We start from the raw sequence: 25,863 nt of genomic DNA on the forward strand, positions 1-25,863 counted from the left end.
GCCCGGCCATGAGGCTCGCCATCGCCCCAGCGTCGATCGAGCTCCGGCCCGGGGCCGATGCCGAGCTGCACGTCACGATCGTCAACGACGGGGACGAACCCCTGGCCCCGACCCTCACGGTCACCGGGCTCGACCCATCCCTGATCACCCTCCCCGATGACCTCGCGGTGCTCGCGCCCGAGGGTGTCGCCTCCGCGATCGTCGGGATCCGGATACCCGAGGCACAGGCCGCCGGTGAACAGCGCATCGGCGTCAGCGTCAGCGACCAGGACGGGCTGCAGCGCCCGGCCACGTCGACCACCACCGTCCACGTGGGCGCCCGTCCTGACGTCACCGTGGGCCTCGAACCATCGGTGACGAGCGGCCGCCGTGCGGCCCACCTCGTCGCGCAGCTGCACAACCGAGGTGAGGGGCCCGTCGACGTCCGGCTCGCCGGGCACGGCGACGGCGTCGTGGTCGACTTCCTCGACCACGAGATCGTGCTCGCCCCGGGGGAGGACCGCGACCTGCCCACCCGCGTCACGCCGGTCGGGCGCTCCTGGTTCAGGGAGGTGCGTCACGGCGCGTTGATCGAGGTGCAGGGCAGGGGGGCACCCGTCACGGCGACGACCACGTTCGTGCAGCGACCGCTGATCCCGCCGCTGCTGCTGCGCCTCGTGGCGATGGTCACGGTGCTGGCCGTGTGGGCCGCGGCGACCGTGGTGGTCAAGACCCAGGTGATCGACTCCCCGGCGGAGACGCAGAAGGTGTGGGCGGTCTCCCCCGAGCTGCTGGCCGTCCTCGCGGCCGGTGGCGACGGTACGGACACCGGTGACGACGCCGAGGGCGACGCCGACGGGGTCGGCCCCCCCATCGTCGTCGAGGGCACGATCACGGGACCCACCGACCCCGTCGGCACGCGGGTCGTCATCGAGCAGATCGGGTTCGGAGACGAGGGCACCACCAGCGGCAGCGGCGAGACGAAGCTGGCCGCCTTCACGCCGGTCGCGCGCCCGGTCGGCGCGGTGCTCGGGCGCGTCGAGACCTCGACCAGCGAGCGTGGCACGTTCAGGGTGTCGAGCGGCCTGGTCGAGCCGGCCTTCTACCGCGTCACCGCGATGCACCCCGGCTTCGAGGTCGGCAGTCAGGTCGTCACCACGTCGCAGGAGGCGCGCGAGGTGGGCGTCGACATCGCCCTCGTTCCCGCCTCGGGGGCGATGTCCGGACGTGTCACCGACGACGGTGGGGCAGCGCTGCGGGAGGCGGAGATCACCGTCACCGACGGGCAGATGATCTACACCGCCCGGTCGACGGACGGCGGGGGGTGGGCGCTCAGCGGCCTCGCGACGCCCGCCACCTACCAGGTCATCGTCTCCCACCACGGGTACGCCACCGCGACGCTGGTGGTCGACCTCGACGGCGGCCAGCAACGCTCGGGGGTCGACGCGAGGCTCGTCAGCGGGATGGGCACCATCCGTGCCCGGACCGTCAGCGAAGGGCGCGGGGTCGGTGCGGTCACCGTGGGCCTCAGCGGCGAGGGGATCGAGCGTGTCACGACGACGCTCACCGGCGACCAGGTCGGCAGCGGACTCGTCGGGAACTTCGACCTCCCCGCCCTCCCCTTCGGTACCTACCAGCTGACGTTCTCCGCCGACGGGTTCCTGCCGCAGACCACCGAGGTCGTCGTCGACCGCAGCCTCGTGCAGCCACGGATCAGCGATCTGCGGCGTTCCACGGGGACGCTGCGCGGCCTCGTGGAGCAGGAGGTCGTGCGCGGCAGCAACTGCCTCTACCCGGATCCGAACCTCGAGAGGACACGCCAGAGCATCGAGGCGCAGCCCTGCGGCAACGTCGGCGTGGCCGTCGTCGGGGTCGATGGCGAGTGGCGGACGACCACCACGACCGAGCCCACGGTCGATGCCACCGGTACGGCGAACAACTTCTCGATGTCCGGTCTGCCCGCCGGCGAGTACTCCGTGCGCTTCGAACGCTACGGCTACGTCTCCGAGCACCTCGCCATGGTCGTCGAACCCGGTGACCGGCTCCGCCTCCCCGACGAACGAGGCACGATCCGGTTGCGGCTGTCCTCGCTCGCTGTCGGGGGCGTGACGGTGACGGGCCAGGTCCGCGACGCCACCCGGCCGGCGGCGACCTTCGTCGACCCGGAGGTCATCGGGATCAGCGTCGACGGCCAAGGCGCCGATGGACGCGGGACGATCAGCGTCACACCCGACGCGGAGGGGCGGTTCGCGCTCGAACGCATCAGCCCCGGCGCCCACACGCTCCGGATCGTCGCACCGAACTACGAGCCGTTCAGTCAGGTGATCCGCGTACCGACCGAGGGCTCGCTCGACCTCGGACGACTCCTGATCACGCCGCTCGCCAGCCTCGCGCTCCGCGTGACCGGTGGTCAGGCCTCGGTGGTGGGCGGTGCGGACGTCATCGTGATCCCGGACCCACTCGTCCACCCGCCCGGGACCGAGCGGAGCATCGAGCTGTCGGCCGGGGTCACCGAGTGCACCCGCACGATCACCCTCGATGGCGTCACCGACCTGTTCACGGGCGTGTGCGCCACCACCAACGCCGTCGGCGACCTCGAGTTCCGGCGGAACTTCCCGACGGGCAGCTACGTCTTCGCGGTCCCGGTCAACGAGACCGACCTCGCGGAGACCGACGCGTCCCGACGTGCCACGACCGTCCCGCTCGACCACGAGATGCTCGTCCGCCGCGTGGACCTCGTCGCCGGCCAGACCGTGCGGCTCGACCCGAACCTGCGTCGCTACCCGATCATCACCGGCACGATCCGCCGGGTCTCCGAGGCCGGCGGCCTCGTGCCGGTGACCTTCACCGCAGCGGACGTCACCTTCCGGCGGATCGATCCCGACAGCGGCAACCCCTTCGACCCCCCGGGGACCGTTCCCGTCCCGCGCGTCAGCGCCCAGGGCGATGCCGAGTCCACCTTGGGGGACGGCCAGTACCGCATCGATCGGATCCCCGCGGACGATCTCGACGAGCAGTACATGTGGGAGCTGATCATCCGGACCTCCCACGGCACGTTCGCGCGGAGGTTCGGCGGGGTGGAGGGACGCACCGATCCGATCGTCGGCCTCGGGTTCAACGAGACCCGCACGATCAACGGCCTGGTGCTGCCGGACCCGGAGCCGCTGCGGCTCGTCACGCAGTGGGAGAACGCCAACGGCGTGACGGCTCCGGTCCCGGACGCGCTGGTCCGCCTGCGCGGGACGTTCGACTTCGAGTTGCTCGACCAGGCACCGTTCTACCAACCGACCGCGACGACCTGCCCGAGCGTCGACGGCGAGCACCCGTACCGCTGCGAAGCCGCCAACGTCTTCAGCTACACCGTCGCGAGCCCCCCACCCCCGCACCCCGAGCCCCCCGTCGTGCGGCGCATCCTGCCCGGAACCACGATCGAGTACTGGCTGTCGGCCGACCACGAGGGCGACCCCGGCGTCTTCGACATGCCGGCCTTCTTCCGCCCCGGGGCCGTCTTCGTCGACTTCGCTGCCGAAGGCTTCGTCCTCGACCTCGTGCCCGCTGCCGACGCGGATCCCACGTTCGACCTGGAGGCGATCGACCCCGACGACCGGCCGTTCACCGTCACGCGCACGATGCAGCCGCTGCCCCGGGACGTCACGGGGACCGTGCGGTTGCGCCCTGTGGACGCGGACTACCCCTCCTTCCTCGGCCAGGACGCGTTCGGCAACCTGAACGGCGACCACGACATCCTGACCGGGCTGACCGTGGAACTCGAGCTGACCCACACCTCCGGCACGGAGCCTGACGCGACCACGGAGACGCTCACCTTCGAGCCCGACACGTACGATGACGGGGCGTTCACCTTCGACGACGTCGTTCCCGGCGACTACGTCCTGCGCATCTCCGGGGATCACGTCGAGGACGTCGAGCGTCCGATCACCATCACCCCCGGTACCGGTGACTTCGAGGTCGCGCCGGCCGTCGCCACGGTCGACCGGCTCGGCATCCTCGAGGTGGCCGTCAGTGGCAAGAGCCTGAACGAGACGAACGACGCCCTGGTCGACGGTCCGATCGTCGGGGCCGAGCTCGTGCTCGAACGTTCCGACGGGGCGATCTGGCACGAGGTGGAACGGCGGGTGACGTGCGCGTCGGCCGAGCCTGATGTCGGAGGTTCCGGCTGCGCCATCGGCTCCGCGGTCTTCAGGGACCTGCCGATCCACCGGACCGGGACGACTCCGTGGAGCTACCGGGTCCACTACGCAGGGACCGACTTCGTGGTCCCGACGCCGGTGGCGTTCGACCTCGGGACCCTGCCGTACCCGTCGACGACGCTCACGCTGCAGCGCTACGGCGAGGTCCGAGGCACCGTGCGTGGCGAGACGGCGAGCGGGTTCCCCCGTGAGGTCACGCTGGCCGAGGTGACCGTGGTCGACTTCGTGACGCTCGAGCCGGTCGGGGCGGCACCGGAGGTGGCTGAGGACGGCACCTTCGTCATCGGGCCCTCCTCCAGCATCCCGCCCCGGGAGGACCCGTCGAGGGGGTACGCCCTGAAGGTCACCGCCGAGGGCTACGACGATGCCTACAGCGAGGCCCCGCTGACGTTCAGCTTCGACACGCTGGTCACCGGTGTCGAGGTCGTCCTGAAGGCGAGGCCGGCGAACGTGGCCGGTTGGGTCGTGGGATCCGAGGGCTTCACGATGCACCGGAAGGACGCTGCCACCGAGGACCCGCGCCGGGACCTCGAGGTGACCGTCAGCGCCTTCCGGACCACCCTCGCGGACTTCGACCCGCTCGATCCCGGGGTCCCCGTCGCGACGGTGACGACGAGCGAGCGGCGTACCGACGACGGCGTGGTGCCCGGTCACGGCGCCTTCCTCCTCGAGGGGCTCGAGGCGAGACCGCACGTCCTCCGTTTCCAGGTCACCGACAGCGAGGACACCGGGTACGACCCGGGACACTTCGAGATCATCGATCGGGAGGTCGACCCACCACCCGGCCGGACGCTCGAGCTCGGCGAGGTGACGCTGTTGTTCGCGCCGGCGGACCTCAACGGCACGGTCACGGGGAGGGACTTCGACGGCGCCGTTCCGCACCCGCTCGCGGACGTGACGGTCACGGCCATCCGTGATCCGGCCGACGGCTCCGCGTGCGGTGACACGCCACCCGGCGGCTCGTACGTGGCGACGACCGAGACGGATTCCGACGGGAAGTACCAGCTCGACGTCCCGCCGGGGACCTACCGGGTCCAGTTCACGAAGGCCGGGTACGTGACGACGTGCCACGAGGCCGTCGTGCTGTCTCCGAACGGGACTGCCACCGTCGACCGGACCCTCACCGCCAAGCCCGTGGAGGTCGCTGTCACCGTCCGGACCTCGTCCACAAACCCGACCGCACCGCTCGAGGGCGCCACGGTCCGAGCGACCTACGTCGGGTCGCCCTCGCCAGCTCCGGCGGAAGTCACCGAGGACACCGGTGACACGGGCGTGGCGACCCTCAGCGTCCCACCCGGCAGCTGGAGCTTCTCCGTGGAGGGCACCGACAGCCTCGAGTTCACCGTCGACGGCAAGGTCCTGCCGCACCGCCTGCCGGCGCCCGAGGACGTCACGGTGCAGCCGAGCGACGACCCTCTGGACGACGGTCCGGTCTTCGTCCTCGACCGGTACGCGAGCGTCGCGGGCACGGTCCTGATCCCGAACGACCCCCTCGGGGATGATACGGATGGGACCAGCCTGGCCGAAGGCGTCGCCATCTCCAGCACCACGACCGGCCTGCTGTTCGACCCGGCGACCACCGGCGAGGAGGGGACGTTCCGGGTGTGGCTCCCGCAGCGGCCGACCGGCACGCAGGAGGTCATCCTCACCCTGCGCCTCGACGGCTACGTCGACGAGCCGGTCACGATCGACGCCGCCACGTTCGGAGGTGACGAGCTGGATGCCGACCTCGACGACATCACCCTCACGTTCGCGGCCCGAAGCGTCGTGGTCACGCTGACCTCCGCGGCCGGCAACGCCTCGCTCGTCGGCCTGCAGCTCAGGGCGATCAAGACGAGCGGCCAGGACCAGGGCACGATCGTCGAGTCGCGCCCGGTCACGATCTCGGACAACGTCGCCAGCGCGGTCTTCATCGGTCTGGCTCCTGCCAAGTGGAACGTGACGTCGCTCAACGGTGCTGACGGCGATCGTCTGACGCTGCCCGGTGCGCTCCCGCACGTCGACATGCCCGGGACGGAGATCCGGGTCCCACAGGGAACCGGTGACGTGGAGGTCGACCAGTTCTACCGGTGGGCGGCCGTGACCGGGCTCGTGTCCGGCGCCGCCTACCCCGGCGCGCCGTCGCCCCCGCCCCTGCCGGGCGCGGAGGTGAGGATGGAGCAGCAGGTCACCAACCAGTCGACGGTGACGATCGTCACGACGAGCGATGGCAACGGCCGCTGGACCGTGGGGGTGCGTCAGGGCCGCGGCGTCACCCTGAGGTGGGCAGCCGTCGGCTACCGCGACCTGAACCCGGGGACCGTCACCATCGCGGGGGGATCGCTGGGGCCGATCACGCCCGTGGCGGAGGACCGGATACTCACGGCGCGGCCGGTCACCGTGCCGGTCGACGTCAGCACGTCGGGCGACAGCTCTCCGCTGGCAGGGGTGACCGTCACTGCTCAGACGGACGGAGCGCCGAACGACCCGAGTCCGTACGCACTGAAGGTCGAGTCGACCTCCACCACCATCGATGGAACCGAGGTCGCTCGGGCTGAGCTGGTCCTGTGGCCTGGGGAGTGGTCCATCACGACCACGGGCACCGACAGCGCGACCTTCACGCCGCGCCCGCACGCGGACACGTCGGCGCAAGCGCTGACCGTGACCGCCTCGGAGCAGGCGGCGTCCCCCACGGGCGTCTCCCTCGACCCCTACGTCCGGGTCGCCGGGACGGCCGTACCGTCGCCGGGCATCTCGGTCTCGACCGGTGCGGACGGCGCGATCGTGTCACCGGCGATGACCGCGGATGGCGGTGCCTGGACCGTGTGGCTACCGACCAGGCCGACCGAGGTCGGTCCGGTGACGATCGAGTTCGCCAAGGGCGGCTACGAAACCGTGAAGGTCACGCTGGACGGGGAGACTGACTTCCTCGAGGAAGAAGCCGGCTCCCCGTACGACGAAAAGGAAGACGCCGGGTTCTTCGGCCACGAAGCGGGCGATGTCGGCCTGACGCCGCTCCTGCGTGACGTGACGGTCACCCTGACCTCGGTCGCGGGGGACACCTCGCTCGCCGGGTTGGAGCTGACCGCGAGCCGCGACGAGTTCGACGCCGTCGAGGCGACCGTCACGGTCTCCGACGCGACCCCGCCGGTCGCGACGGCCACCTTCTCCGACCTGGCCCCGGGGGAGTGGACCGTCGACTCGACCAACGGCGGGGCAGCGGTCCGGCTGGAGACGGCCGGCACGCTGCCGCACGTCGACGTCGTCGGTGCTCCGTTGTCCGTGCCGGTCGCGACCAGCGACACCTCGACGAGTCACGCTCCAGCGCAGCCCCTCGTGCGGTTCGCGGCGGTCACCGGCGTCGTGACCGAGGCGGAGCCCGATCCGGAGCCCGATCCGGAGCCCGATCCGGAGGCCGAGCCGGAGGCCGAGCCGGAGGTCGAGCCAGGGGACCCGATCGACGGTGCCTCGGTCGTGGTCAGCCAGGGCTCGGCGGCGACGCTCAGGTCCGCTGCCACGACCACCGGGGCGGACGGCACCTGGATCGTCGGGCTGCCGACCGGCATCGCGACCACGCTGCACTGGAGCGCGGCGGGGTACCGCCCCGCGACCCGGACGATCGAGGCTGCCGACGTCACCATCCCGGACCCTGAAGACGCGTTGCAACACGACGTCGCTCTGGAACCCGTCCTCGTGGTCCCCGTGACGGTCACCGACGGCACGGCGGACGAAGGTGAAGGCGCGATCGCGGGTGCCACGGTCACCGCGACGGCGGACGACCTCGACACGGAGGTCGCCGTGACCGACGACACGGGGGTGGCCGCCCTGATGCTCCCGAAGGTCGCGGCGACGTGGAGGGTCACGGTCGCCGCGGACGACGACGTCGTACCCGCCGACGACGCCCTCCCCGCGCAGACGATCGTCGTCACCGTGGACGACGGTGTGGCGAAGGCCGAGCCAGCCACGCTCGCGTTCGAGACGGCGCCCAACTCCAAGCTGTACGGCAGCGTGGTGGAGGTGCGCGGCAGCGATCGGGTCGCGATCGCTGGGGTCGAGGTCCGTGCCCGGCGCCCCGGCGAGACCTACCGGAGCACCAGCACCGAACCCGATGCCAACGGCGAGAACTACCGGCTGCAGGCCCGGGCCGGTACGTGGCAGATCTCGGCCACCCGGGGCGGCGAGACGATCGTCGTCGACGAGGCCTTCGAGATCCACCAGGATGGTCCGGACAGCTCGCGCAACGAGCTCGACATCGTCCTGCCGACCGCGACCATCGAGCTCACGGGCCAGGTCCGCAGCGAGAGCGGTGCCGGCATCGAGGGCGCCGACGTCACGGCGGTCAGTACCGTCGGGACGCTGACGGCCAGCTCCGACGGGGCCGGCCGCTACGCCTTGGAGGGGCTCGACAACCGCGTCACCTGGGCGGTCACGTTCTCTCCGCCAGCGGGTTACGACGGTCGGCCGGTCACCCGCTACATCGCGCTCAGCGGCGACCTCGTCGCCGGGCTCGACCTCGACCAGACGCTGCCGTCCGGCCTCGGCACCATCGAGGTGGTCGTCACCGGCGGTGAAGCCGGCGCGACGGTCGAGGTGACGCTGCAGGAGACGACCCCGTTCCCGACGATCGATGCCGCCGGGCGTCTCACGCGGACGCTGCACCTCGGTCACGACGGTGCAGCCGAGCTCGCGTTCGAGGATCTGGTCCCCGGCGACGGTCGCACGATCCCTCAGGACCGGTTCGCGCTGCACCTGGAGATCCCCGGGCACGCGCCCGTGACGCGCAGCGGTCTGGACGTCCGACCGGACGGCACCACGCGGGTCGAGATCGACCTCGGGATGGTGAACCTCGTGACCGGTGACGTCGCCCTGACCTTGTCGTCCTCAGGCGAACCGCTGACCGACGCCGACGTGCGGCTGACCCGCGACGGGGTGACGCTCGGCCCGCCGGTGTCAGCGCCGGGCAGCGACGTCTACACCTTCGCCAACGTCGAACCCGGCACGTGGCAGGTCGTCGCGGACGGCTTCGCGCCGACCAGCATCACCGTCCCGGGTGGCGGGACCACGTTCGCGGCCACGCTGTCCCTCGTCGCACTGCCCGACGAGGACGTCCCGACCCCACCCCCCGCGCCCAGCGACACCGACGAGGCTGGGTCAGGAGGACCGGAGGACGTGCCCCCGGAGCCGGTCCCCGACGAGGAGGACGACAGGGAGGGCGAGACGGACGATCCACCTGAGGTACCGGACGAACTGCCGAGCGACGTGGCGGACGACCCCGAGAACGGCGAGGTCGATGGTGTCCCCGTCGGCGGGACGGCATCCGAGTGACCGGTTCAGGGGCTGATGCGCACGACACCGACCGTGACCGGACCCTCGCCGAAGGTGAGCGTGACGGTCAGGACCGACCCGTCCTCGCCGTCGTAGACGATCACCCGCCGGTGGCCGTCGAAGCTCGCCTGCCGGTGTGCGAAGGCCGCCGTGCGCAGGGCCGCGTCCACGGTCGTCTCGACCTCGGCGGGCTCGAGGTGCGAGACGAAGGTCACGACGGCCGACCAGTCGTCGCCACCGCGGGCCACCGTGCCCTCGAGTTGCGCGGCGTCCCCGGTCAGCACGGTGACCGGGATCTCCTCCGGGACCTCCGTGAGCGTCCTGGTGCCCTGGGGCCCTCGGGCCGCGCTCGTGAGGTCCGCTGCTGCCTCCGTGGCCCCGTCCTCGGATCCCCGCTCACCGGCGACGAACACCGCGACCCCCACGGTCACGGCGACCAGCACGGCGGCGGCGAGCACGCGACGGCGGACGGGCCTTCCCGGGGTCCGCGGCGCATCCCCGGTCGCGGCTCGGACGTCGTCCGGATCCCCGGCCATCGGCGCGGCGACCCGGTTCAGGACCGCAGGTTGCGGAACGACCTGCGCAGCTCGCGCTTGGCCAGCGACTTCGCCCGCCGCTGGCCCTTGTCGACCAGCGGTGACCTCCGCCCGCTCCTCGCGGCGGGCAGCTCGGCCGTCTCCTGGGCCGCAGCCGGTCCGTCGGGTGCGGGGGCCGTCGCCACGCCGACGGTCGTCGCGGGAGAGGGCGCGATCGTGGCCCCGCTCGCCGACACGCTCGCGGTCCGCTGGAGGAGGACCGGCCCGTCGCCCACAGCCCCGGACGCCGTCAGTTGCGAGGCCAGCAGCCGCAGGCGCGTCTCGGCCTCCTCGGCAGCATCGGCCTGCAGCGCCACGTTCCGCTTCATCCCGTGGACGACCAGCACCAACGCGGCGAGCGCCAGCGCGAGCGGGAGCGTGATCCCCGTGGCGGACAGCGACGCGGTCCAAGGGACGTCGGCGCGGTCGAGGACCCAGGCGCCGATCCACCAGCCTGTCGGCCACGCGGCGAGCACACCGCACGCGGCGAGGAACGACACCAGCACCCGCGTGCGCACACTCGCCCCGATCCCGAAGTCGACCAACGGTAGCAGGAGGAGGGCCGGTCCGGACGGCGGTCGCACGATGAGCCGTCAGGCGGTCTGCTCGAGCACGTCCGGGAGCAGCGCCAGCGGGATCTCCCCGTCCACGACGCCTTCGAAGTAGTCGCCGAAGGTCTCCTGATGGAAGGCCAGGAGTGCCACCAGTTCGCCGAACATGTCCTCGTCGGCGACGGCGTTGTTCGGCAGGGCGAGCACGTACCGGTAGTACAGTTCGTCGCCGCGGACGGCGAAGTGCCCGACCGCCATCGAGGCGTTGACCATGGCGGTCGCCGCCATGACCTCCGTGCGGCGCCCGTCGGGGACCTCGAACGGCATCCGCACGTAGAACTGCATCAGATCCGTCGCGTCGAAGGCACCTTCGTCGAAGGGCAGGATCGTGATGCCCATCGTGCGGTCACGGCCCTCGTCGTCTGCGCCGAGCGCCACCAGCAAGGTGGGGACCGGGAGTCCCTCGTCCGGACCGATGAGCCGTGTCCCCCGTTCGTCGGCGGTGAGCGTGTCGGCGAGGAGGGTGAGGAGCGCGTCGTGCCGGGCCAGGGTCGCTGCGGGTGCGTCGTCCATGGATGTCACTCCCGATTCTTCATCGCGTCGACCATCTCCTTGCGCAGCTTGGCTGGCGTACTCCGCAGCTTGTAGAGCTTGGCGACGGAGAGGCCGATCGCCTCAACGTAGCGGGCGACCTTCTTGGCGGCTCGATCGGGATCGGGTGCACCGCGAGCCCGGACCATCATGTCGAAGACCTGGTCCACGGTCCGGTTGTACCCATCGAGCTTGGCAGCCGTCGACTTCTTGGCGTTGAAGAACCCCATCTTGCTGAACAGTTCGATGACCCCGTTGGGTCGGTAGTTCGGATCGGCGGCCACCTTCTTCGCCCGATAGTCGTGACCCATCTGCTTGAGCCTGCGGAAGAGCCCCGAGCCCACATCGACGGCGACCGCGCCGACCTTGAGCCCGATCCCAGCTCCCGAAGCCACGCCGCTGAGCGTCGCGGCATCCGCAGCGATCTTCATCCCCGAGACCGACATCTTCAGGAAGGCCCGCTGGATCCGCTTCTGGTTGATGTACTGGATGCCCTTCGCCATGAGGTACTCGCGGGCGTCCTGGTACCTCTCGAGCTCGGCGTCGTCGGTGACGTGGACGCCGTTGAGCGCCTTGTTCTCGAAGTCGTCGAGGATCTTCTGGGCCTCCTGCTTGAACTTCGTCCCCACCTTTCCACCCAGGCGCTCCTTGCTCGCCCGCTTGTCCGTGCGCATCCGGTGGAGGTGGACGCTGCCCGTCACGACGTCGACGGCTCGAACCGCGAGGTCCACGGCCGCGATGGCGATGCCGAGCCCCGGGACCGCGTTCGCGATCGCAGCACCGGTGGCGGTGTCGAACGTATCGATGAAGATCTTGGCGCCCGAGACGGCGGCCTGCGTCGCTTCGAGGAGCCCACGCAGGACCTCACCGCTGGTCTGCAGCTTCTCGTGGAGCGTCGACTCGTGATGCTGCTTGCCAGCTTCGATGAGCTTCCTCGTGACCTTGACGAGGGCCATGATCCCCTCGAACCCGGCGGAGATCGACCCGAGGACGTCGGTCGTGGTCGAGATCCCGCCGAGGGTCTTGTCGAACTCCTTGACCGTACCGGCGAGACCGGCTGCCACAGCGACGGTGGAACCTGCGAGCTTGCCGGCCTCCTCGGCCACGTCGAGCTTGGTCTTCTCTGCGTCGCGGACGGTCTGGATCACCGAGGCGATCGCGAGCACCATGCCGGCGACGTCACCGACGTTGCCGGCGACCGACATGGCCTCCGACGAGTACGTGAGACCACTGGTATCGGTGGCCGTGTAGCCGGGATCATGGATCCTCGTCCCTGCGTTGCGGTCGTGGAGCCGGTCCATGTCGCCGCGGTACCCGAGCACCCCCCCGGTCTCGCCGAGGGACCCGTAGGCGTCCGACGCCGCTCCCCCCCACTCGATGCCCTCCGCCAACGTGCTGCTCTCGTCCAGCCCGACCTGCTCATCGAGGTAGCCGACGGAGACCCACTTGCCCGCCAGGTGTCCGGGGGTAGCGATCTGGGCGAACTTCTCCCCCGCGTACTGGGTGTTGCCACGCCTGGCCGGGGCGGCGGTGACCGTGAGATCCGGCCCCATCGGGAACTTCGTGCCCGACACCGTGGTGTCGACGAGCCCCGTCGTCTTGTCGAGCTCGTAGCCGTAGGCGGACACACCCTCCAACAGGCGCCCGACGTCCTTGCTCCTGGGCTTCGGAGCCTTGGTGGTCGACGCGCCCCCGCGTGCGGCTCGGCTCTTCAGACCGAGATCTCGCTGCACGGTTCGCTTGGCCGTCTCGCGTCCGCTCCCGGGCGTCGCCCGGCCCTGCTGGATCACGTGGACCAGTTCGTGTGCGAGCACGGGGTCCGTGGCGCCCGGCAGCCGGTCCCGGAAGTAGATGTCGGAGCCCACGGTGAAGGCACGGGCGCCGAGGCGGTCGTTGAGTTCGGCCGCTCCCGGCCCCGTGTGGACGCGGACGTCGCGGAAGTCTGCACCGCCGAAGGCCCGCTCCATGGTCCTGCGGACCGGCAACGGCAGCGGAGCGCCGGTGCTGCCCGTGATCGCCTGCTCCGTGGGGGCGTCCAGGCGGCCGCCGCCCGCTCCCACGGCTCCTGACGCCTCGCGCTGGATCCGCGGCGGCGTCGGCGCGGCGTCGGTCGCGGCCAGGGAACCGGTCCGGATGGAACGGACCACGTCCGCAGCGATGGCATCGGCCTCGTACTCCAAGGGGTCGGCGGCGGCACCCACCTCGAGCTTCGCCTGAGCTTCGGCGATGAACGCGGCGACCGCACGGTTCCCTGCGGAGCGCTGCAACGAGGGCCCTGCGCCACGCCCCGCCACGCTCGGCTTGCTCCTGGCGGCACGGTCGACGGCGCCCTCGTGGGCGTGGGTGTGCTCGGCCATCGCATGCCCCTCGCTCGCTCCCACCGCCGAGAAGACGCGCGATGCTCCTACCCCCACGACCTCGACCTCGACCTCGGCATCCTCTCACAGTGGACATGACGCCACCAGCCTGGCGCGCGCCCATCCGGTTCGACGTGGCGACCGGCGCTCGGGAGGCCTCACGGCTGTTCGCGGGTGCCACGAGCGCGCGGTGGTGACGGTCAGCCGCTCACGGCGGCGATGGCGTCGGCCTGGGCGACCGTGCGCTGGGCCTGCTCGACGTGCAGGTTCTCGATCATCCGTCCGTTCACGGTGACCACACCGCGGCCCTCGGCCTGGGCCGCCTCGAAGGCGGCGATGACCTCGCGTGCGTGCGCGACCTGTGCCGGCGACGGCGCGTAGACCTCGTTGCAGGGATCGAGCTGCTTGGGGTGGATGAGGGTCTTGCCGTCGAACCCCAGGTCGCGGCCCTGCTGGCACTCGGCCGTGAACCCGTCCGCGTCGTCGAGGTCGTTGAAGACCCCGTCGAAGATGACCTTCCCCGCGAACCGGGCGGCCAGGACGCAGCGAGCCAGGTGCGGCACGAGGGGGGCACGGCCGGGGACGAACTCGGCCTGGAGCTCCTTGACGAGGTCGTTGGTGCCGAGCACCAGACCCGTGAGTCGCTCGGAGGCCGACGCGATCTCGTCGGCGCGCAGGACCGCTGCCGGGGTCTCGAGCATGGCCCAGATGGTGGTCTGGTCCGGGGCACCGTGCTTCTCGAGCGCCGCCTCCACGGCGTGGACGTCCTGCGCCGAGCTGACCTTCGGGACCACGATCGCGTCGGGGCCGGCACCGGCGATGGCCGCCACGTCGTCGGCGTGCCACCCGGTGTCGAGACCGTTGGCGCGGATGGTGACCTCACGGTGCCCGTACTCGCCGCTGAGCACCGCGGCAGCGACCCGGTCGCGCGCCTCGGCCTTCGCGTCCGGCGCGACCGCGTCCTCGAGGTCGAGGATGAGGCAGTCGGCCGCCAGGCCCTTGGCCTTCTCGAGGGCCCGCTCGTTGGCGCCGGGCATGTACAGGACCGAGCGGCGGGGACGGAACGTGGTCACGAGGGAGCCTTCCGTACGTTGAGCGGCGAGGCGAGCCAGGTCAGAGGCCGTACGCCTCGGCGAGGTCGGGGTCGCGCTCGGCCAGGCTGGTGGCGAGGTCGAGGACCACCTGGCACTGCTTGTAGGTGGCGTCGTCCTGCATCTTGCCGTCGATCATCACCGCGCCGGTGCCGTCGCCCATCGCCTCGACGACCTTCCTGGCCCAGACCACCTCGTCCACCTCGGGGGAGAAGACCCGCTTGGCGATGTCGATCTGGACCGGGTGCAGCGACCACGCGCCGACGCACCCGAGCAGGTAGGCGTTGCGGAACTGGTCCTCGCACGCGACGACGTCCTTGATGTCGCCGAAAGGTCCGTAGTACGGCAGGATCCCGGCGACCCCGCAGGCGTCGACCATGCGGGCCACGGTGTAGTGCCACAGGTCCTGCTGGTAGGTGGGGCGCTGGCCGTCGATGTCGCCGTCGACGGGGTCCTCGCGCACCAGGTAGCCGGGGTGGCCACCGCCGACGCGTGTGGTCTTCATCCGACGGTCCGCGGCGAGGTCCGCCGGTCCGAGCGACAGCCCCTGCATCCGGGGCGAGGCGAGGCAGATCTCCTCGACGTTCGCCATACCGCGCGCTGTCTCGAGGATGGCGTGGACGAGGATGGGCCGGTCGAGGCGCGCCTTCGCCTCGAGCTGCGCGAGCAGTCGGTCGACGAAGTGGATGTCCTCGGCGCCCTCGACCTTCGGGACCATGATGACGTCGAGCTGCTCGCCGATCTCGGTGACCAGCGTGGTCAGGTCGTCGAGGAGCCACGGCGAGTCGAGCGCGTTGACCCGGGTCCACAGCTGTGTGCCGGTGGCGGGGTCCCACGTCCGTCCGACCTCGACGAGCCCGTCCCGGGCGGCCTCCTTGTTGTCCGCCGAGATGGCGTCCTCGAGGTTGCCGAGCAGCACGTCGACCTTCGGGGCGATGCTCGGGACCTTGTCGACCATCTTCGGGTTGGACGGGTCGAAGAAGTGGATCATCCGTGACGGCCGCGCCGGCACCTCGCGCAGCGGCTCGGGGGCACCGAGGGCCAGCGGCTTGAAGAAGTCCTTCGGGCTGCGCACGGGAGGCTCCACGTCGGGGGTAGGGCGTGGCGAACCTAGGTCGCCACCGCCCGCGTCGAGGAATCGAGGCTCGGCCGGCGGGCCGGTGGCGCCCGCCGGCGCCTGCACGCCGGTCGGTCAGCCGGCGAGCTGGGTCAGGAGACGGAAGTAGCTCGTGATGCGCCCGTCGTCGTGGACGACGTGGACGGCGAAGCCCGGGGGCTGGGTCGTGTCCACGAACGGTGGACCCTCGTGCGTGACCTCGAACGGGGGCACGAGCTGGGAGTGGATGCCGGGCGCGACCAGCAGCGGGTGCCCGGCGAACGTGGTCGCGACCGCGGCGTGTGCGTGGCCGACGAGCACGGCGACGACATCATCGGCGGCGCGCAGCACCTCGGCGACGCGGTCCGGCTCCTGCAGTCCGAGCGGGTCGATGCCGGCGTGCCCGAGCGCGACCGGCGGGTGGTGCCAGCCCACCAGTGTCGGCACCCCCGGACGCTCGCCCAGGCGGTCCCCGAGCCACGACAGGCTGCTGTCGCGCAGCTCGCCGTGGATCGAGCCGGGCACGAGCGAGTCGAGCAGCACCACGCGCAGGTCACCGAGGTCGAGCAGCTGGTCGACCGGCGCCGTGTCGTCGCCGGCGTCCCCCGGGCTGGCCTCCGCGGTGCCCTCCGTCGCGAACGCGGCGCGGAAGGCCGCGCGCGCGTCGCTGTTGCCGGGGCAGATCGCCCACGGTGGTCCGTCATCGAGGGCATGTCGCACGAGGGCGTACTCGGCGGTGGCGTCGTCCTGCAGCACGTCACCGGTCACCACGACCGCGTCGATCGGGATCGTCGAGCGGCGCACGTGGTCCACGACGCCGAGGAAGCGGTCTCGCGTGACCTGGGAGCCGTCGAGGTGCGGGTCGCTCAGGTGGGCGACGACGTGCACGGTGGCTCCTCTGCGGCGGGTGTGGCCTTCGCGGTCGGCGGAGGTTCGGTCCCACACCGAGTTGGCGCCGGCCGGTGGTGGCGACGAGGATGCCACCTCTCCCGCACCGACACCGAGGAGCCACGATGCCCACCACAGACTTCGGTCGCTACCTCGACGACTTCGAGGTCGGGGACGTCTACAAGCACTGGCCCGGGAAGACCATCACCCAGGCCGAGGACATCCTCTTCTGCGCCATGACGATGAACCAGCACCCGCTGCACAGCGACGACAACTACGCCGAGGCGGCGACCCCGCACGGCAACGCCATGGTCGTCGGCAACTTCGTCTACTCGGTGGTGCTCGGTCAGTCGGTCCCGGACGTGTCGGGCCGCGCCATCGCCAACCTCGAGATCGAGTCGCTCAAGCACGCCAACCCGACCTTCCACGGCGACACCATCTACTCCGAGACCGAGGTGCTCGAGAAGCGTGCGTCGAAGTCGAAGGACGACCGCGGCATCGTCAAGGTCCGCACCATCGGCTACAAGCAGGACGGGACCGTGGTCTGCGAGTTCGTCCGCAGCGTCCTGGTTCCCAAGCGCGGCCACGGCTTCGACGGCCACCCGGGCCGCCCCGAACCGAAGGTCTGAGCGACCGCGGCACGGGCGGGCGGTAGCGTCCCGTCCGTGACCCCCGATGCCGCCCTGACCCCGCCGACGGCTGCGCCCGCTCCGGGCGCGGCCACGCCGGCGCTGCGACGACGTACCCGCGAGGTCCGCGAGGCCGAGGAGCACGAGCAGCTGTCGGCGATCGCGGCCAAGGCGTCGGACACGCGGGGACGCGACGTGCCCGAGGAACCCGACGAGCACCGCACCGCGTACGAGCGCGACCGTGACCGGATCCTGCACAGCAAGGCGTTCCGCCGCCTGAAGCACAAGACGCAGGTCTTCCTCAACCCGGAGGGTGACCACTTCGTCACCCGGCTCACCCACACCCTCGCCGTGGCGCAGGTCGGCCGGGCGATCGCGACGACGTTGGCCCTGAACGAGGCGCTGACCGAGGCGATCTGCCTCGGTCACGACATCGGTCACGCGCCGTTCGGGCACACCGGTGAGGAGGCCCTGACCCCGTACGTGGAGGGCGAGTGGCAGCACGCCATCCACGGGGTCCGCGTGGTCGAGAAGCTCGAGCCGCTCAACCTCACCGTCGAGACCCGGGACGGGATCTCGCAGTCCTCGTGGAAGAACGACCCGCCCCCGATCACCGCCGAGGGGTGGGTGTGCCGGTACGCCGACCGGATCGCCTACCTCGCGCACGACGTCGAGGACGCCGTGCGGGCGGGGGTGATCGCGCCGAGCGACGTGCCGGCACGCTTCCGCGACGCGTTCGGCCCTCCGGGACCGGCGTGGATCGACGCGATGATCCACCAGGTGGTCAGCGACTCGTTGGCGGCCGGTCGGGTCACGATGGACCCCGGGGCCCTGGCGCTGATGAACGAGCTGCGAGACTGGATGTTCGAACGCGTCTACCTGCGCGACGAGGCGCGAGCGCACTCGGCGCGGGCCGTCCGGGTCATCCGCGACCTCGTCGAGTGGTACGCCGCGCGGCCGGACGCCATCCCGGCCGCCTACCGGCTCGCCGACAGCAGCGACCTGCAGGCCGCGGTCGACTACGTCGCGGGCACCAGCGACAAGTACGCCATGCGGTTGCACGACGAGCGGTTCCGTCCCGCTGGGCTCTACTGACGCTGGCCGCTGACCGGGTGGCGGCCGGCGGCGGCCGCCCGCGCCCGCTCGACGAACGGGGCGAGCGCGTCGTGGTGCGAGCCCGGCCAGTACAGCCGGTCGCACCCGGTGCAGCGGGCGTAGCGGTCGATCGCGGCGCGGGTCCGCGGTGGGATGCGGTCCCAGACCTCCTCGCGATCGACCGGCGCGAGGACGCCGTTGCACCGCACGCAGCGGGTCGACGGTGCCAGGTGCGGCCCCAGCCCGAAGCGGTGGACGACCTCCGTGGCCTGGGTGTCGGGATCGTCGGAGCGAGGCAGGTACCCGTGCGCGACCGAGCGCCGTTTGAGCAGACCCCGGTCCCGTGACAGCAGCACCCGGTCCTCGTGCGCGGCCACCCCGGCCAGGACCGCGTCGTCCCACGACCGGTCGTAGCGGGTGTCCAGACCGAGCAGGCGCAGGCGCCGGGCGAGGGTGCCGAGGTGGACGTCGCACACGAACCGCGGCTCAGCCGGCGCCGGTGGCGCGGCCAGCGGCACACCCTCGTGACCGAGGTGCTGGAGCGCCGGGAGCGCGCTGACGCGTTCACCTCCCTGGAGACGGTGGTCGAAGGTCACCGGTACGCCGTCGCACAGCAGGAGCGCCACCTCGACGTGAGGGACACCGACAGACTCGACCAGGTCCTTGATCGACCGCGGCTCGGGCACGGGGACCAGGTGGTGGGCGTTGCCGGCGAGCTCGGCCAGGTCGGCGTACAGGCGGAGCGTGACGGCGGGCACGGTGTTCCAGCGGATCGGGGTCGACCCAGGGTGGCAGAGTCGGCGGGTGGCCCGCGAGCGGGGCTCAGGTGTGCGCGGTCGCCGGTGACCCTCCTGGCGGTCAGCGCGCGCCGAAGCCTCCCCAGGGGGGCGCTACCGTGCGGCGTGTGATGACGACCGCCGCACCGATGCGTCCGGACCCCGCGGGTCCCGACCTCGTCGTGCGTGACGCCACCCCGGCCGACCTCCCCGCCGTCGCCGCCATCTACACCCACTTCGTGTTACGCACGACGACCACGTTCAACACCGAGGTGCGCACACCTCGCCAGTGGCTCGAACGCTTCGAGAGCGGCGTCATCGCCGGGCCCTACGACCTGCTGGTCGCCGAACGAGGCGGTGAGGTCACCGGGTACGTCGAGACCCAGGCGTTCCGCCCCAAGCCCGCCTACCACCGCTCGATCGAGCTGTCGGTGTACGTCGCCCCCGACAGCGCCGGGGTCGGCGCGGGCAGTGCGCTCTACGGCGCGCTGTTCGACCGCCTCGCCGACAGCGAGTTCCACCGCGCGTACTCGGTGATCGCCCTGCCCAACGACGTGTCCGTCCGCTTCCACGAGCGGTGGGGCTTCGTGCACCGCGGCACGCTCACCGAGGCGGGCCACAAGTTCGGCCGCTACCTCGACGTCGCCTTCTACGAGCGCGACCTCGGTCTGCCCGGGTTGCCGGCCGACCCCGAGGTGACGTCGTGAGCGCGGGGCCCCCCGAGGTCACCGTCTACGAGCGTGCCGGCGGCATGGAGGCGTTCGAGTCCCTCGTCGAGGCGTTCTACGGCCGGGTCGAGGCCGACGACCTGCTGCGCCCGATGTACCCCGAGGACCTCGAACCGGGCAAGCGCCACCTCGCGCTGTTCCTCGCCCAGTACTGGGGTGGCGGGGACGTCTACTCGCGCGAGCACGGCCACCCCCGTCTGCGGATGCGGCACGCCCCGTTCCCGATCACCCCCGAAGCAGCCCTGCGGTGGGCCGAGCTGATGGCCGCCTCGATCCGCGAGCTCCGGTTCGGGGCGGACGTCGAGGACCAGTTGCTCGGCTACGTCGCCCGTGCGACCCCCACGCTGATCAACCAGCTGCCCGACGAGGTGCGCGACCTCACCGACGGCTAGCAGCACCCGACGATGGCCGCCGTACCCTCGTTCGATGATGAGGGGAGCGGGTGGCAGGTCGATCCGCGTGCGGCGCTGCCCGACCTGCGGTGACGAGGTGCGCTCGCGCGACGCCCGGTGGTGCGGCAGCTGCGGCGATGCGCTCGACGCGGCCGTCCCGACGCGTCCCGCGGTGCGGCCCCGGCCGGCGACCGTGGGCGGTCGCCCCCTCCTCGCCGTCGTGAGCCTGCTGAGCGTGGTCCTGGCGCTGGCCGTCGCCGGCGTCCTGGCGGACCGCCCTCCCGCGCCGACGGTGCCGCCCGCAGCGCCCGTGCCGACGGAGGACGTGACCCGGCTGGACGCCGACACGCTGGACGGGCTCGTCCGCGGCGGTCCCGCGTTCCCGCCGCCGGTGCGCGAGCCGACGTGCGGCGACGGTGGCGTCGAGGACGGCGACCTCAGCTGCTTCCGGTGGGTGGCCTCGGGACTCGGCCGGTCTGCGGAGGTGGTCGCCGGCGGCGGGCGCGTCGTGGTCGAGGACGTCTCGGGCGGGTCGCTGACCGCCCGCGACCTGCGTGACGGGTCGGTGGAGTGGGAGGTCGAGGATGACCGCCTCGAGGGCGGTGGGCTGACGATCTCCACCGATCTGGTGCTACACCGTGTCGGCGGGGAGCTGGCCGCACGCGAGCTGGAGACCGGGGTGGAGCGGTGGCGGAGCCCCGAGCTGTGGGACGTGCGGCTGCGGCAGGTGGATCTCGTCGATGACGTGCTGGTCGTGACGGGTGTGACACGGGCGTCGGAGCGTGGCGACAGCTCGTCGTTCGGTGACATCGCCCTGGGTCTGGAGGCGGCGACCGGCGCCATCCTGTGGCGCGAGGAGGGTTGGAGCGCGTCCCTGGGCGACGGTGGCGTCACGGTGGTGGCCGTGGTCGACGGCAGCGTCCGGGCCATCGAGCCGACCGGTGACCTGCGCTGGAGCGAGGAGGGTGCGTTCGACCGGGCACGGGGCGGTGACGCGGGGGCGTTCGGGCACGTCGTGTTCGTCCTGCCCCGCTCGCCAGCAGCCGAGGTGTGGTCGCTGCGGGACGGGCGGCCGCTGGGTGTGGTGGCGCGGGGCATCGCCAGCGACGACCGGCACACCCTGCTGGCGAGCATCGGGCTCGGCTCGGAGTTGGTGCTCGTCGACGAGGACGGCGAGGTGTGGCGGGCCGGTGGTCAGCTCACCGGCTGCGACGAGCCGGCGCAGCTGCGCACCACCACGGTCGTGCTCACCACCTGCGCGGGAGGCACCGTCACCCTGGACCGGCGCGACGGTTCCGAGTTGGCACGCACGCGACCCCCGAACACCCGGGTCGACTCTCCGGAGGAGGGCTTCCACGCCGGGTGGTTCGGGCCGCTGCAGCTGCGAGACACCGACCCGAGGGGTGGGCGGGGCGACCTCGTGGTCGTCGACACCCGCAGCGACGAGGTCGTGGCCCACCTCCCACCTGGCACCAGCGTGGTGACCAGCGACGAGCACGGTCGTCCGGCGTCGCTAGACGGCGTCCTGGTCCTGTGGAGCGACGACGTGCTCACCGCCCTGCGGGTCCCGCGCTGAAGAGCCGCGGCGTCAGCGGCCCGTGCTCGACAGGTGCATGTAGTCCTTGATCGATGACCAGTCCCCACCCCAGCCCCAGCCACGGTCCTTGAAGGCGGTCACGGTGGCGTCCCCTCTGACCAGCATGCCCCGGCGGACGTTCGAACGGTCGAGGTAGGCACGACCCGCCTCCGGTTCGACGGTGCTGCCTGCGACGTAGGGGTTCTGCACCGGGTTGATGTCGATGGCCCGCCCGTAGGCGTGCTCGGACCAACGGGTCGACCCGCTGACGGTGCGGCAGTTGAACGCCGAGGAGTTGTTGGCGGCCATCGACCGGTCGTCGTCGGCGCCGTAGCGGTCCACGAGCCGCATCCGCTCGATGTGGAAGCCCGCCTCGTAAGAGCGGGTCAACGCCACCCGGACGTCGGCCACCGCGTCCCGGTGCAGGACCAGGAGGCCCACCCGGTCGCGACCGTCGAACCCGCGGTGGACGATCTCGAGCAACCGCAGGTCGGTGAACGGGGGGCAGTCTCGGCCCGCGTGCCAGGAGCTGCCGGTGATCTGCCGCTCCAGGGATGCCGAGATGCGGTGCACGCTGGAGGTGAAGCCCCAACGCGGCGCCGTCATGACACCGGCGTCGGCGGAACGGTGCAGGAGCCGGGCGACGAAGGTCGCCGTCTGGCCGCGGAGGGTCAGCTCCTGGGGTGCGAACCGCGTCGCGGTCTTCCCCGAGGCGAGCCCGAGCTGCGCGGCCCGGTCGATCGTCGCCTCGTGCGGGTGGCCGGCGGTGTCCTCGAAGGCCGACGGCGCCGGTTCGTCCGACGGGCCCAGGACGTGGTCGTGGGCTCGGACGAGGAAGGCCGTCATCTGGCCGCGTGGGACGTGGGCGCCCGGGGCGTAGCTGCCGTCGGCCCGGCCCTCGACGATGCCGGCGGCTGCCAGCCGCTCGATGGCGTCCCGGTGCGGGCCGCTCGACACGTCGGGGAACGCGCCGCGGTCCGGTGCTGGCAGGCGGCCCCCCGCGGCCTCGATCGACCCGGCGATGATGGTCGCCATCTGGTCGCGCCGCAGGCTCGTGGCCGGCTCGAACGCGTCGACGAGCCGCCCGCGGATCACCGCGAGCCCGTGGAGACAGTCGATGGCGTCGGCGTGCGTGTGCGCGTCCGGGACGTCCACGTAGGGTGCCCGCGGTGCGCCGGCGCACAGGTCCGCGGCCGCGGCTGCCGGCTGGCTCGATCCGACGGCGGACGTGGAGGCCACGAGGGCCACGGCGATCAACGACACGTGGCGACGAGGCACGCAGCTCTCCCACTCGGCGATCTTCGACGGTAGCGACCGCACCCGGTCGAGGTCGCCGCGAACCCGCTCGGTAACAGCAACGTCCAGGTGAGCACGACCGGTTCCCGCCCGTTGGCGACGACCCCCGAACCGGGGGGGTGGGCGGCGTGGCGGCGCTGGCGTCACGGCTGAGCACCGCACCGTCCGCCCTGTCCGGTTCCCCCGCGCCGCGGACCCGGCGTACCCTCGAGGCATCCTCCAGGCGCCCTCGCGCCGCTCCCGCTCCCCGTACCCGGAAGGTCCCCCGTGCGCATCCTCGTCGCGGACAAGCTCGCCCAGGCGGGTGTCGACGCCCTCGCCGTCGATCACCAGGTCGACGTCAACACCGGTCTCAGCAAGGACGAGCTCCTTGTGACCGTGCCGGGCTACGACGCCATCGTGGTGCGCTCGCAGACCATCATCGACGCCGACGTGATCGCCGCCGCGACCGAACTGAAGGTCGTCGGCCGCGCGGGTGTCGGCCTGGACAACGTCGACATCGATGCGGCGACCCGTTCGGGGGTCGTGGTCTGCAACGCCCCGCAGTCCAACGTGGTCTCGGCCGCCGAGCACACCCTCGCCCTGCTGCTCAGCCTCGCGCGCAACGTCCCGCAGGCCCACGCGGCCCTGGTGGAGGGCCGCTGGGAGCGCAGCCGCTGGAACGGCACCGAGCTGCACGACAAGACCCTCGGTGTGCTCGGGCTCGGCCGTATCGGCACGCTCGTGGCCCAGCGCGCCCACGCCTTCGGGATGCGTCTGGTCGCCTACGACCCCTTCGTGGCGCCGGACCGTGCGGCGCGGATCGGTGTCCGGCTGGTGGACACCGTCGACGAGGTGCTGGCCGAGGCCGACTTCATCACCATCCACCTGCCGAAGACGCCCGAGACCCTCGGCATGTTCGACGCCGACCGCTTCGCCAAGATGAAGTCCACCGCCCGCCTGCTGAACGTCGCCCGCGGCGGCATCGTGGTGGAGGAGGACCTGGCCAAGGCCCTGCAGGACGGCGTCATCGCCGGGGCCGCGGTCGACGTGTTCGACGCCGAGCCGAAGACCGACTCGCCGCTGTTCGGGCTGCCCAACGCCATCGTGACCCCCCACCTCGGCGCCTCGACCGAGGAGGCGCAGGACCGTGCCGGCGTCCAGGTCGCCGAGGCGGTCGACCTGGCCCTGAAGGGCGAGCTCGTGCCGTCCGCCGTCAACGTCCAGGGTGGGCCGGTGCCGGACGCGGTCAAGCCGTTCCTGCCGCTCGGTGAGAAGCTCGGCCGTCTGCTCGCGGCGCTGGCCGAGGAGGGTCTCACCGGGGAGGTCACCGTCGAGGCCGCTGGCGCCATCGCCGACGAGGACACCCGCGTCGTGGCGCTGTCGGTCATCAAGGGTCTGCTGGCGGCCGTGGTCAGCGAACCCGTCACCTTCGTCAACGCCCCGCTGTTCGCCGAGGAGCGGGGCCTGTCGGTGCGTGAGATCTCCGACCCGCACTCGGAGGACTACGTGTCGGTGTTGCGGGTCTCGGGTCTGACCCGCGAGGGTCGCACGGTCCGGGTCGCCGGGACGATCGTGCACCCCGGCGACCGCGAGCGGCTCATCGAGGTCTGGGACACCCCGGTCGACGTCGAGCCGAGCGACCACATGGCCTTCTTCCGCTACGAGGACCGCCCCGGGATCATCGGCACGGTCGGCACCGGCTTCGGCGAGGCAGGGGTCAACATCGCGGCGGCCCAGGTCGGACGGCTGGCGGCGGGCGGCGAGGCGATCATGGCCCTGTCGCTCGACGAGGCCGTCCCGCGCGAGGTGCTCGCCGCCCTGACCGAGCGCATCGGTGCCCGCGAGGGACGTGCCATCACCCTCATCTGAGTCACCGGAACCGCGCTCGCAAGCGGGCCTCGCGCTCAGCTTCGAGGCGTTCGAGGACGACCTCCGCGTCGCCGGCCCAGTCGAACAGCGTCACGGTTCGACCGTCGTGGAGAACGGCCACGGGCGCCGGTCGGAGGTCGAACCGTTCGATCTCGTCCCAACTCGCCACGCGGTTCTCTCGGCGGGCGAGTCGGCGCGCTTCGACACCCCTGTCGTTGATCTCGACGCCTTCTCGCCAGCCAGTGGTCAGAACGACGACCCCGACGCCTAGTAGCACGTACCCCGCCCACGCCACCCAGGACGGCGCGAAGGGGGAACGCAGGGCGAGCGTGCCCTGGACCACGAACGAGGCGCCGAGCCACACACCCCTGCGCTTCCACCACACCTGGCGCACCACCGTGGTCGTGTGAGGCCTCGGACCGCGCATCGGAAGGACTCCCCGTCGTCCCGACCGCCGCTCCCGCCGATCGGCAGCCGAGCTTCGTACGCTAGTCGTGGTTCCTCGCAGGGTCGTCCGCATGGTGAGCGCTTCCCGGTCGAACGTCGTCGGAGCGCGCCGCGTCGAGCAGGTCCACGGGGTGAACATCGAGGAGATCCGCTACCGACGCGTGCTACCTCCCTCCTGACGCGCCCCAACGAGCGTTGTCACCAAGAACTGGGCTCCAGCCCAGAGAACGGTCACGGCGGCAGGCACGACGCGCTCCGACCTGCCAGAACCTGGGCTCCAGCCCAGCTTCTGGCGGACGTGGCGAAGGACACACCGGTGCACACGTCGCCACCCGAGCCGTGACCGGCGCATCCTGGCGGTTCCGGGCGGGGTGGCCAGGTCGCGATAGTGGGCGCTGGTGAGCTCAGCGGGTGACGAGGCGTACCTGGCTGT

Annotated in this window: 17 protein-coding genes; 7 read left to right on the top strand and 10 right to left on the bottom strand. The window is 71.8% G+C overall.

Annotated features, from left to right (window positions below):
• Positions 1 to 8: 8 nt before the first annotated feature.
• Positions 9 to 9,491: a carboxypeptidase-like regulatory domain-containing protein gene (locus NITAL_RS11285; RefSeq protein WP_052666312.1), complete on the top strand. Its 9,483-nt coding sequence runs from the start codon at positions 9 to 11 to the stop codon at positions 9,489 to 9,491.
• A gap of 5 nt (positions 9,492 to 9,496) precedes the next feature.
• On the opposite strand, the gene NITAL_RS11290 is transcribed toward NITAL_RS11285, so the two are convergent.
• From NITAL_RS11290 to NITAL_RS11320, 7 genes are all read right to left on the bottom strand, one after another.
• Complete coding sequence (locus NITAL_RS11290) at positions 9,497 to 9,949, bottom strand: hypothetical protein (RefSeq protein ID WP_052666313.1); 453 nt, start codon at positions 9,947 to 9,949, stop codon at positions 9,497 to 9,499.
• A gap of 95 nt (positions 9,950 to 10,044) precedes the next feature.
• Positions 10,045 to 10,584, bottom strand: coding sequence for a hypothetical protein (locus NITAL_RS11295; RefSeq protein ID WP_157041777.1), 540 nt, complete (start codon positions 10,582 to 10,584; stop codon positions 10,045 to 10,047).
• Between the two features lie 75 nt (positions 10,585 to 10,659).
• On the bottom strand, positions 10,660 to 11,190 hold the full coding sequence (locus NITAL_RS11300) for a type III secretion system chaperone family protein (protein WP_157041778.1): 531 nt from the start codon (positions 11,188 to 11,190) through the stop codon (positions 10,660 to 10,662).
• A 5-nt stretch (positions 11,191 to 11,195) separates the two neighbouring features.
• Complete coding sequence (locus NITAL_RS11305) at positions 11,196 to 13,565, bottom strand: eCIS core domain-containing protein (protein WP_052666316.1); 2,370 nt, start codon at positions 13,563 to 13,565, stop codon at positions 11,196 to 11,198.
• 200 nt (positions 13,566 to 13,765) lie between these two features.
• Entirely contained in the window at positions 13,766 to 14,638 is an 873-nt protein-coding gene (locus tag NITAL_RS11310; protein WP_245617675.1) for an HpcH/HpaI aldolase/citrate lyase family protein, read from the bottom strand.
• 40 nt (positions 14,639 to 14,678) lie between these two features.
• Complete coding sequence (locus NITAL_RS11315) at positions 14,679 to 15,731, bottom strand: HpcH/HpaI aldolase/citrate lyase family protein (protein WP_052666317.1); 1,053 nt, start codon at positions 15,729 to 15,731, stop codon at positions 14,679 to 14,681.
• A 117-nt stretch (positions 15,732 to 15,848) separates the two neighbouring features.
• The gene (locus NITAL_RS11320; RefSeq protein WP_052666318.1) at positions 15,849 to 16,640 is read right to left on the bottom strand and encodes a metallophosphoesterase; all 792 of its coding nucleotides are present in this window, start codon (positions 16,638 to 16,640) and stop codon (positions 15,849 to 15,851) included.
• Positions 16,641 to 16,765: 125 nt separating this feature from the next.
• Between NITAL_RS11320 and NITAL_RS11325 the strand changes: the two genes are divergently transcribed.
• Both NITAL_RS11325 and NITAL_RS11330 read left to right on the top strand, forming a co-directional pair.
• Positions 16,766 to 17,269 (top strand): MaoC family dehydratase, encoded by a 504-nt coding sequence (locus NITAL_RS11325; protein ID WP_052666319.1) that lies wholly within the window; start codon positions 16,766 to 16,768, stop codon positions 17,267 to 17,269.
• Between the two features lie 36 nt (positions 17,270 to 17,305).
• Positions 17,306 to 18,364 (top strand): HD domain-containing protein, encoded by a 1,059-nt coding sequence (locus NITAL_RS11330; protein WP_211262346.1) that lies wholly within the window; start codon positions 17,306 to 17,308, stop codon positions 18,362 to 18,364.
• Here the strand turns inward: NITAL_RS11330 and NITAL_RS11335 are convergent.
• On the bottom strand, positions 18,358 to 19,122 hold the full coding sequence (locus NITAL_RS11335; protein ID WP_052666320.1) for a Mut7-C RNAse domain-containing protein: 765 nt from the start codon (positions 19,120 to 19,122) through the stop codon (positions 18,358 to 18,360). The genes NITAL_RS11330 and NITAL_RS11335 overlap by 7 nt on opposite strands.
• Before the next feature lie 149 nt (positions 19,123 to 19,271).
• Here NITAL_RS11335 and NITAL_RS11340 point away from each other — a divergent pair, with 149 nt between their 5' ends.
• The 3 genes from NITAL_RS11340 to NITAL_RS11350 are packed head-to-tail and all read left to right on the top strand — an operon-like array spanning position 19,272 to position 21,836.
• A complete protein-coding gene (locus NITAL_RS11340; protein ID WP_211262347.1) occupies positions 19,272 to 19,847 on the top strand; it encodes a GNAT family N-acetyltransferase in 576 nt (191 codons plus the stop codon).
• Positions 19,844 to 20,260: a globin domain-containing protein gene (locus NITAL_RS11345; protein ID WP_083441471.1), complete on the top strand. Its 417-nt coding sequence runs from the start codon at positions 19,844 to 19,846 to the stop codon at positions 20,258 to 20,260. Before NITAL_RS11340 ends, NITAL_RS11345 begins: the two co-directional genes overlap by 4 nt.
• 34 nt (positions 20,261 to 20,294) lie before the next feature.
• On the top strand, positions 20,295 to 21,836 hold the full coding sequence (locus NITAL_RS11350; protein ID WP_157041779.1) for an outer membrane protein assembly factor BamB family protein: 1,542 nt from the start codon (positions 20,295 to 20,297) through the stop codon (positions 21,834 to 21,836).
• Positions 21,837 to 21,848: 12 nt separating this feature from the next.
• Here NITAL_RS11350 and NITAL_RS11355 read toward each other — a convergent pair whose 3' ends face one another.
• Entirely contained in the window at positions 21,849 to 23,114 is a 1,266-nt protein-coding gene (locus NITAL_RS11355; protein ID WP_157041780.1) for a M15 family metallopeptidase, read from the bottom strand.
• Positions 23,115 to 23,399: 285 nt separating this feature from the next.
• On the opposite strand from NITAL_RS11355, the gene serA reads away from it, so the two are divergent.
• The gene (serA, locus tag NITAL_RS11360) at positions 23,400 to 24,983 is read left to right on the top strand and encodes a phosphoglycerate dehydrogenase (RefSeq protein WP_052666323.1); all 1,584 of its coding nucleotides are present in this window, start codon (positions 23,400 to 23,402) and stop codon (positions 24,981 to 24,983) included.
• 1 nt (position 24,984) lies between these two features.
• On the opposite strand, the gene NITAL_RS11365 is transcribed toward serA, so the two are convergent.
• Complete coding sequence (locus tag NITAL_RS11365; RefSeq protein ID WP_157041781.1) at positions 24,985 to 25,410, bottom strand: hypothetical protein; 426 nt, start codon at positions 25,408 to 25,410, stop codon at positions 24,985 to 24,987.
• Between the last annotated feature and the right edge of the window lie 453 nt (positions 25,411 to 25,863).

The sequence above is a fragment of the Nitriliruptor alkaliphilus DSM 45188 genome, assembly GCF_000969705.1.
Taxonomy (GTDB): domain Bacteria; phylum Actinomycetota; class Nitriliruptoria; order Nitriliruptorales; family Nitriliruptoraceae; genus Nitriliruptor; species Nitriliruptor alkaliphilus.

Excerpts from the sequence above, each read along its gene's own strand:
- NITAL_RS11305 (WP_052666316.1), bottom strand. The coding sequence starts at position 13,565 with ATGGCCGAGCACACCCACGCCCACGAGGGCGCCGTCGACCGTGCCGCC.
- NITAL_RS11325 (WP_052666319.1), top strand. The coding sequence starts at position 16,766 with ATGCCCACCACAGACTTCGGTCGCTACCTCGACGACTTCGAGGTCGGG.
- NITAL_RS11340 (WP_211262347.1), top strand. The coding sequence starts at position 19,272 with ATGACGACCGCCGCACCGATGCGTCCGGACCCCGCGGGTCCCGACCTC.
- NITAL_RS11350 (WP_157041779.1), top strand. The coding sequence starts at position 20,295 with ATGATGAGGGGAGCGGGTGGCAGGTCGATCCGCGTGCGGCGCTGCCCG.
- NITAL_RS11300 (WP_157041778.1), bottom strand. The coding sequence starts at position 11,190 with ATGGACGACGCACCCGCAGCGACCCTGGCCCGGCACGACGCGCTCCTC.
- NITAL_RS11285 (WP_052666312.1), top strand. The coding sequence starts at position 9 with ATGAGGCTCGCCATCGCCCCAGCGTCGATCGAGCTCCGGCCCGGGGCC.
- NITAL_RS11365 (WP_157041781.1), bottom strand. The coding sequence starts at position 25,410 with ATGCGCGGTCCGAGGCCTCACACGACCACGGTGGTGCGCCAGGTGTGG.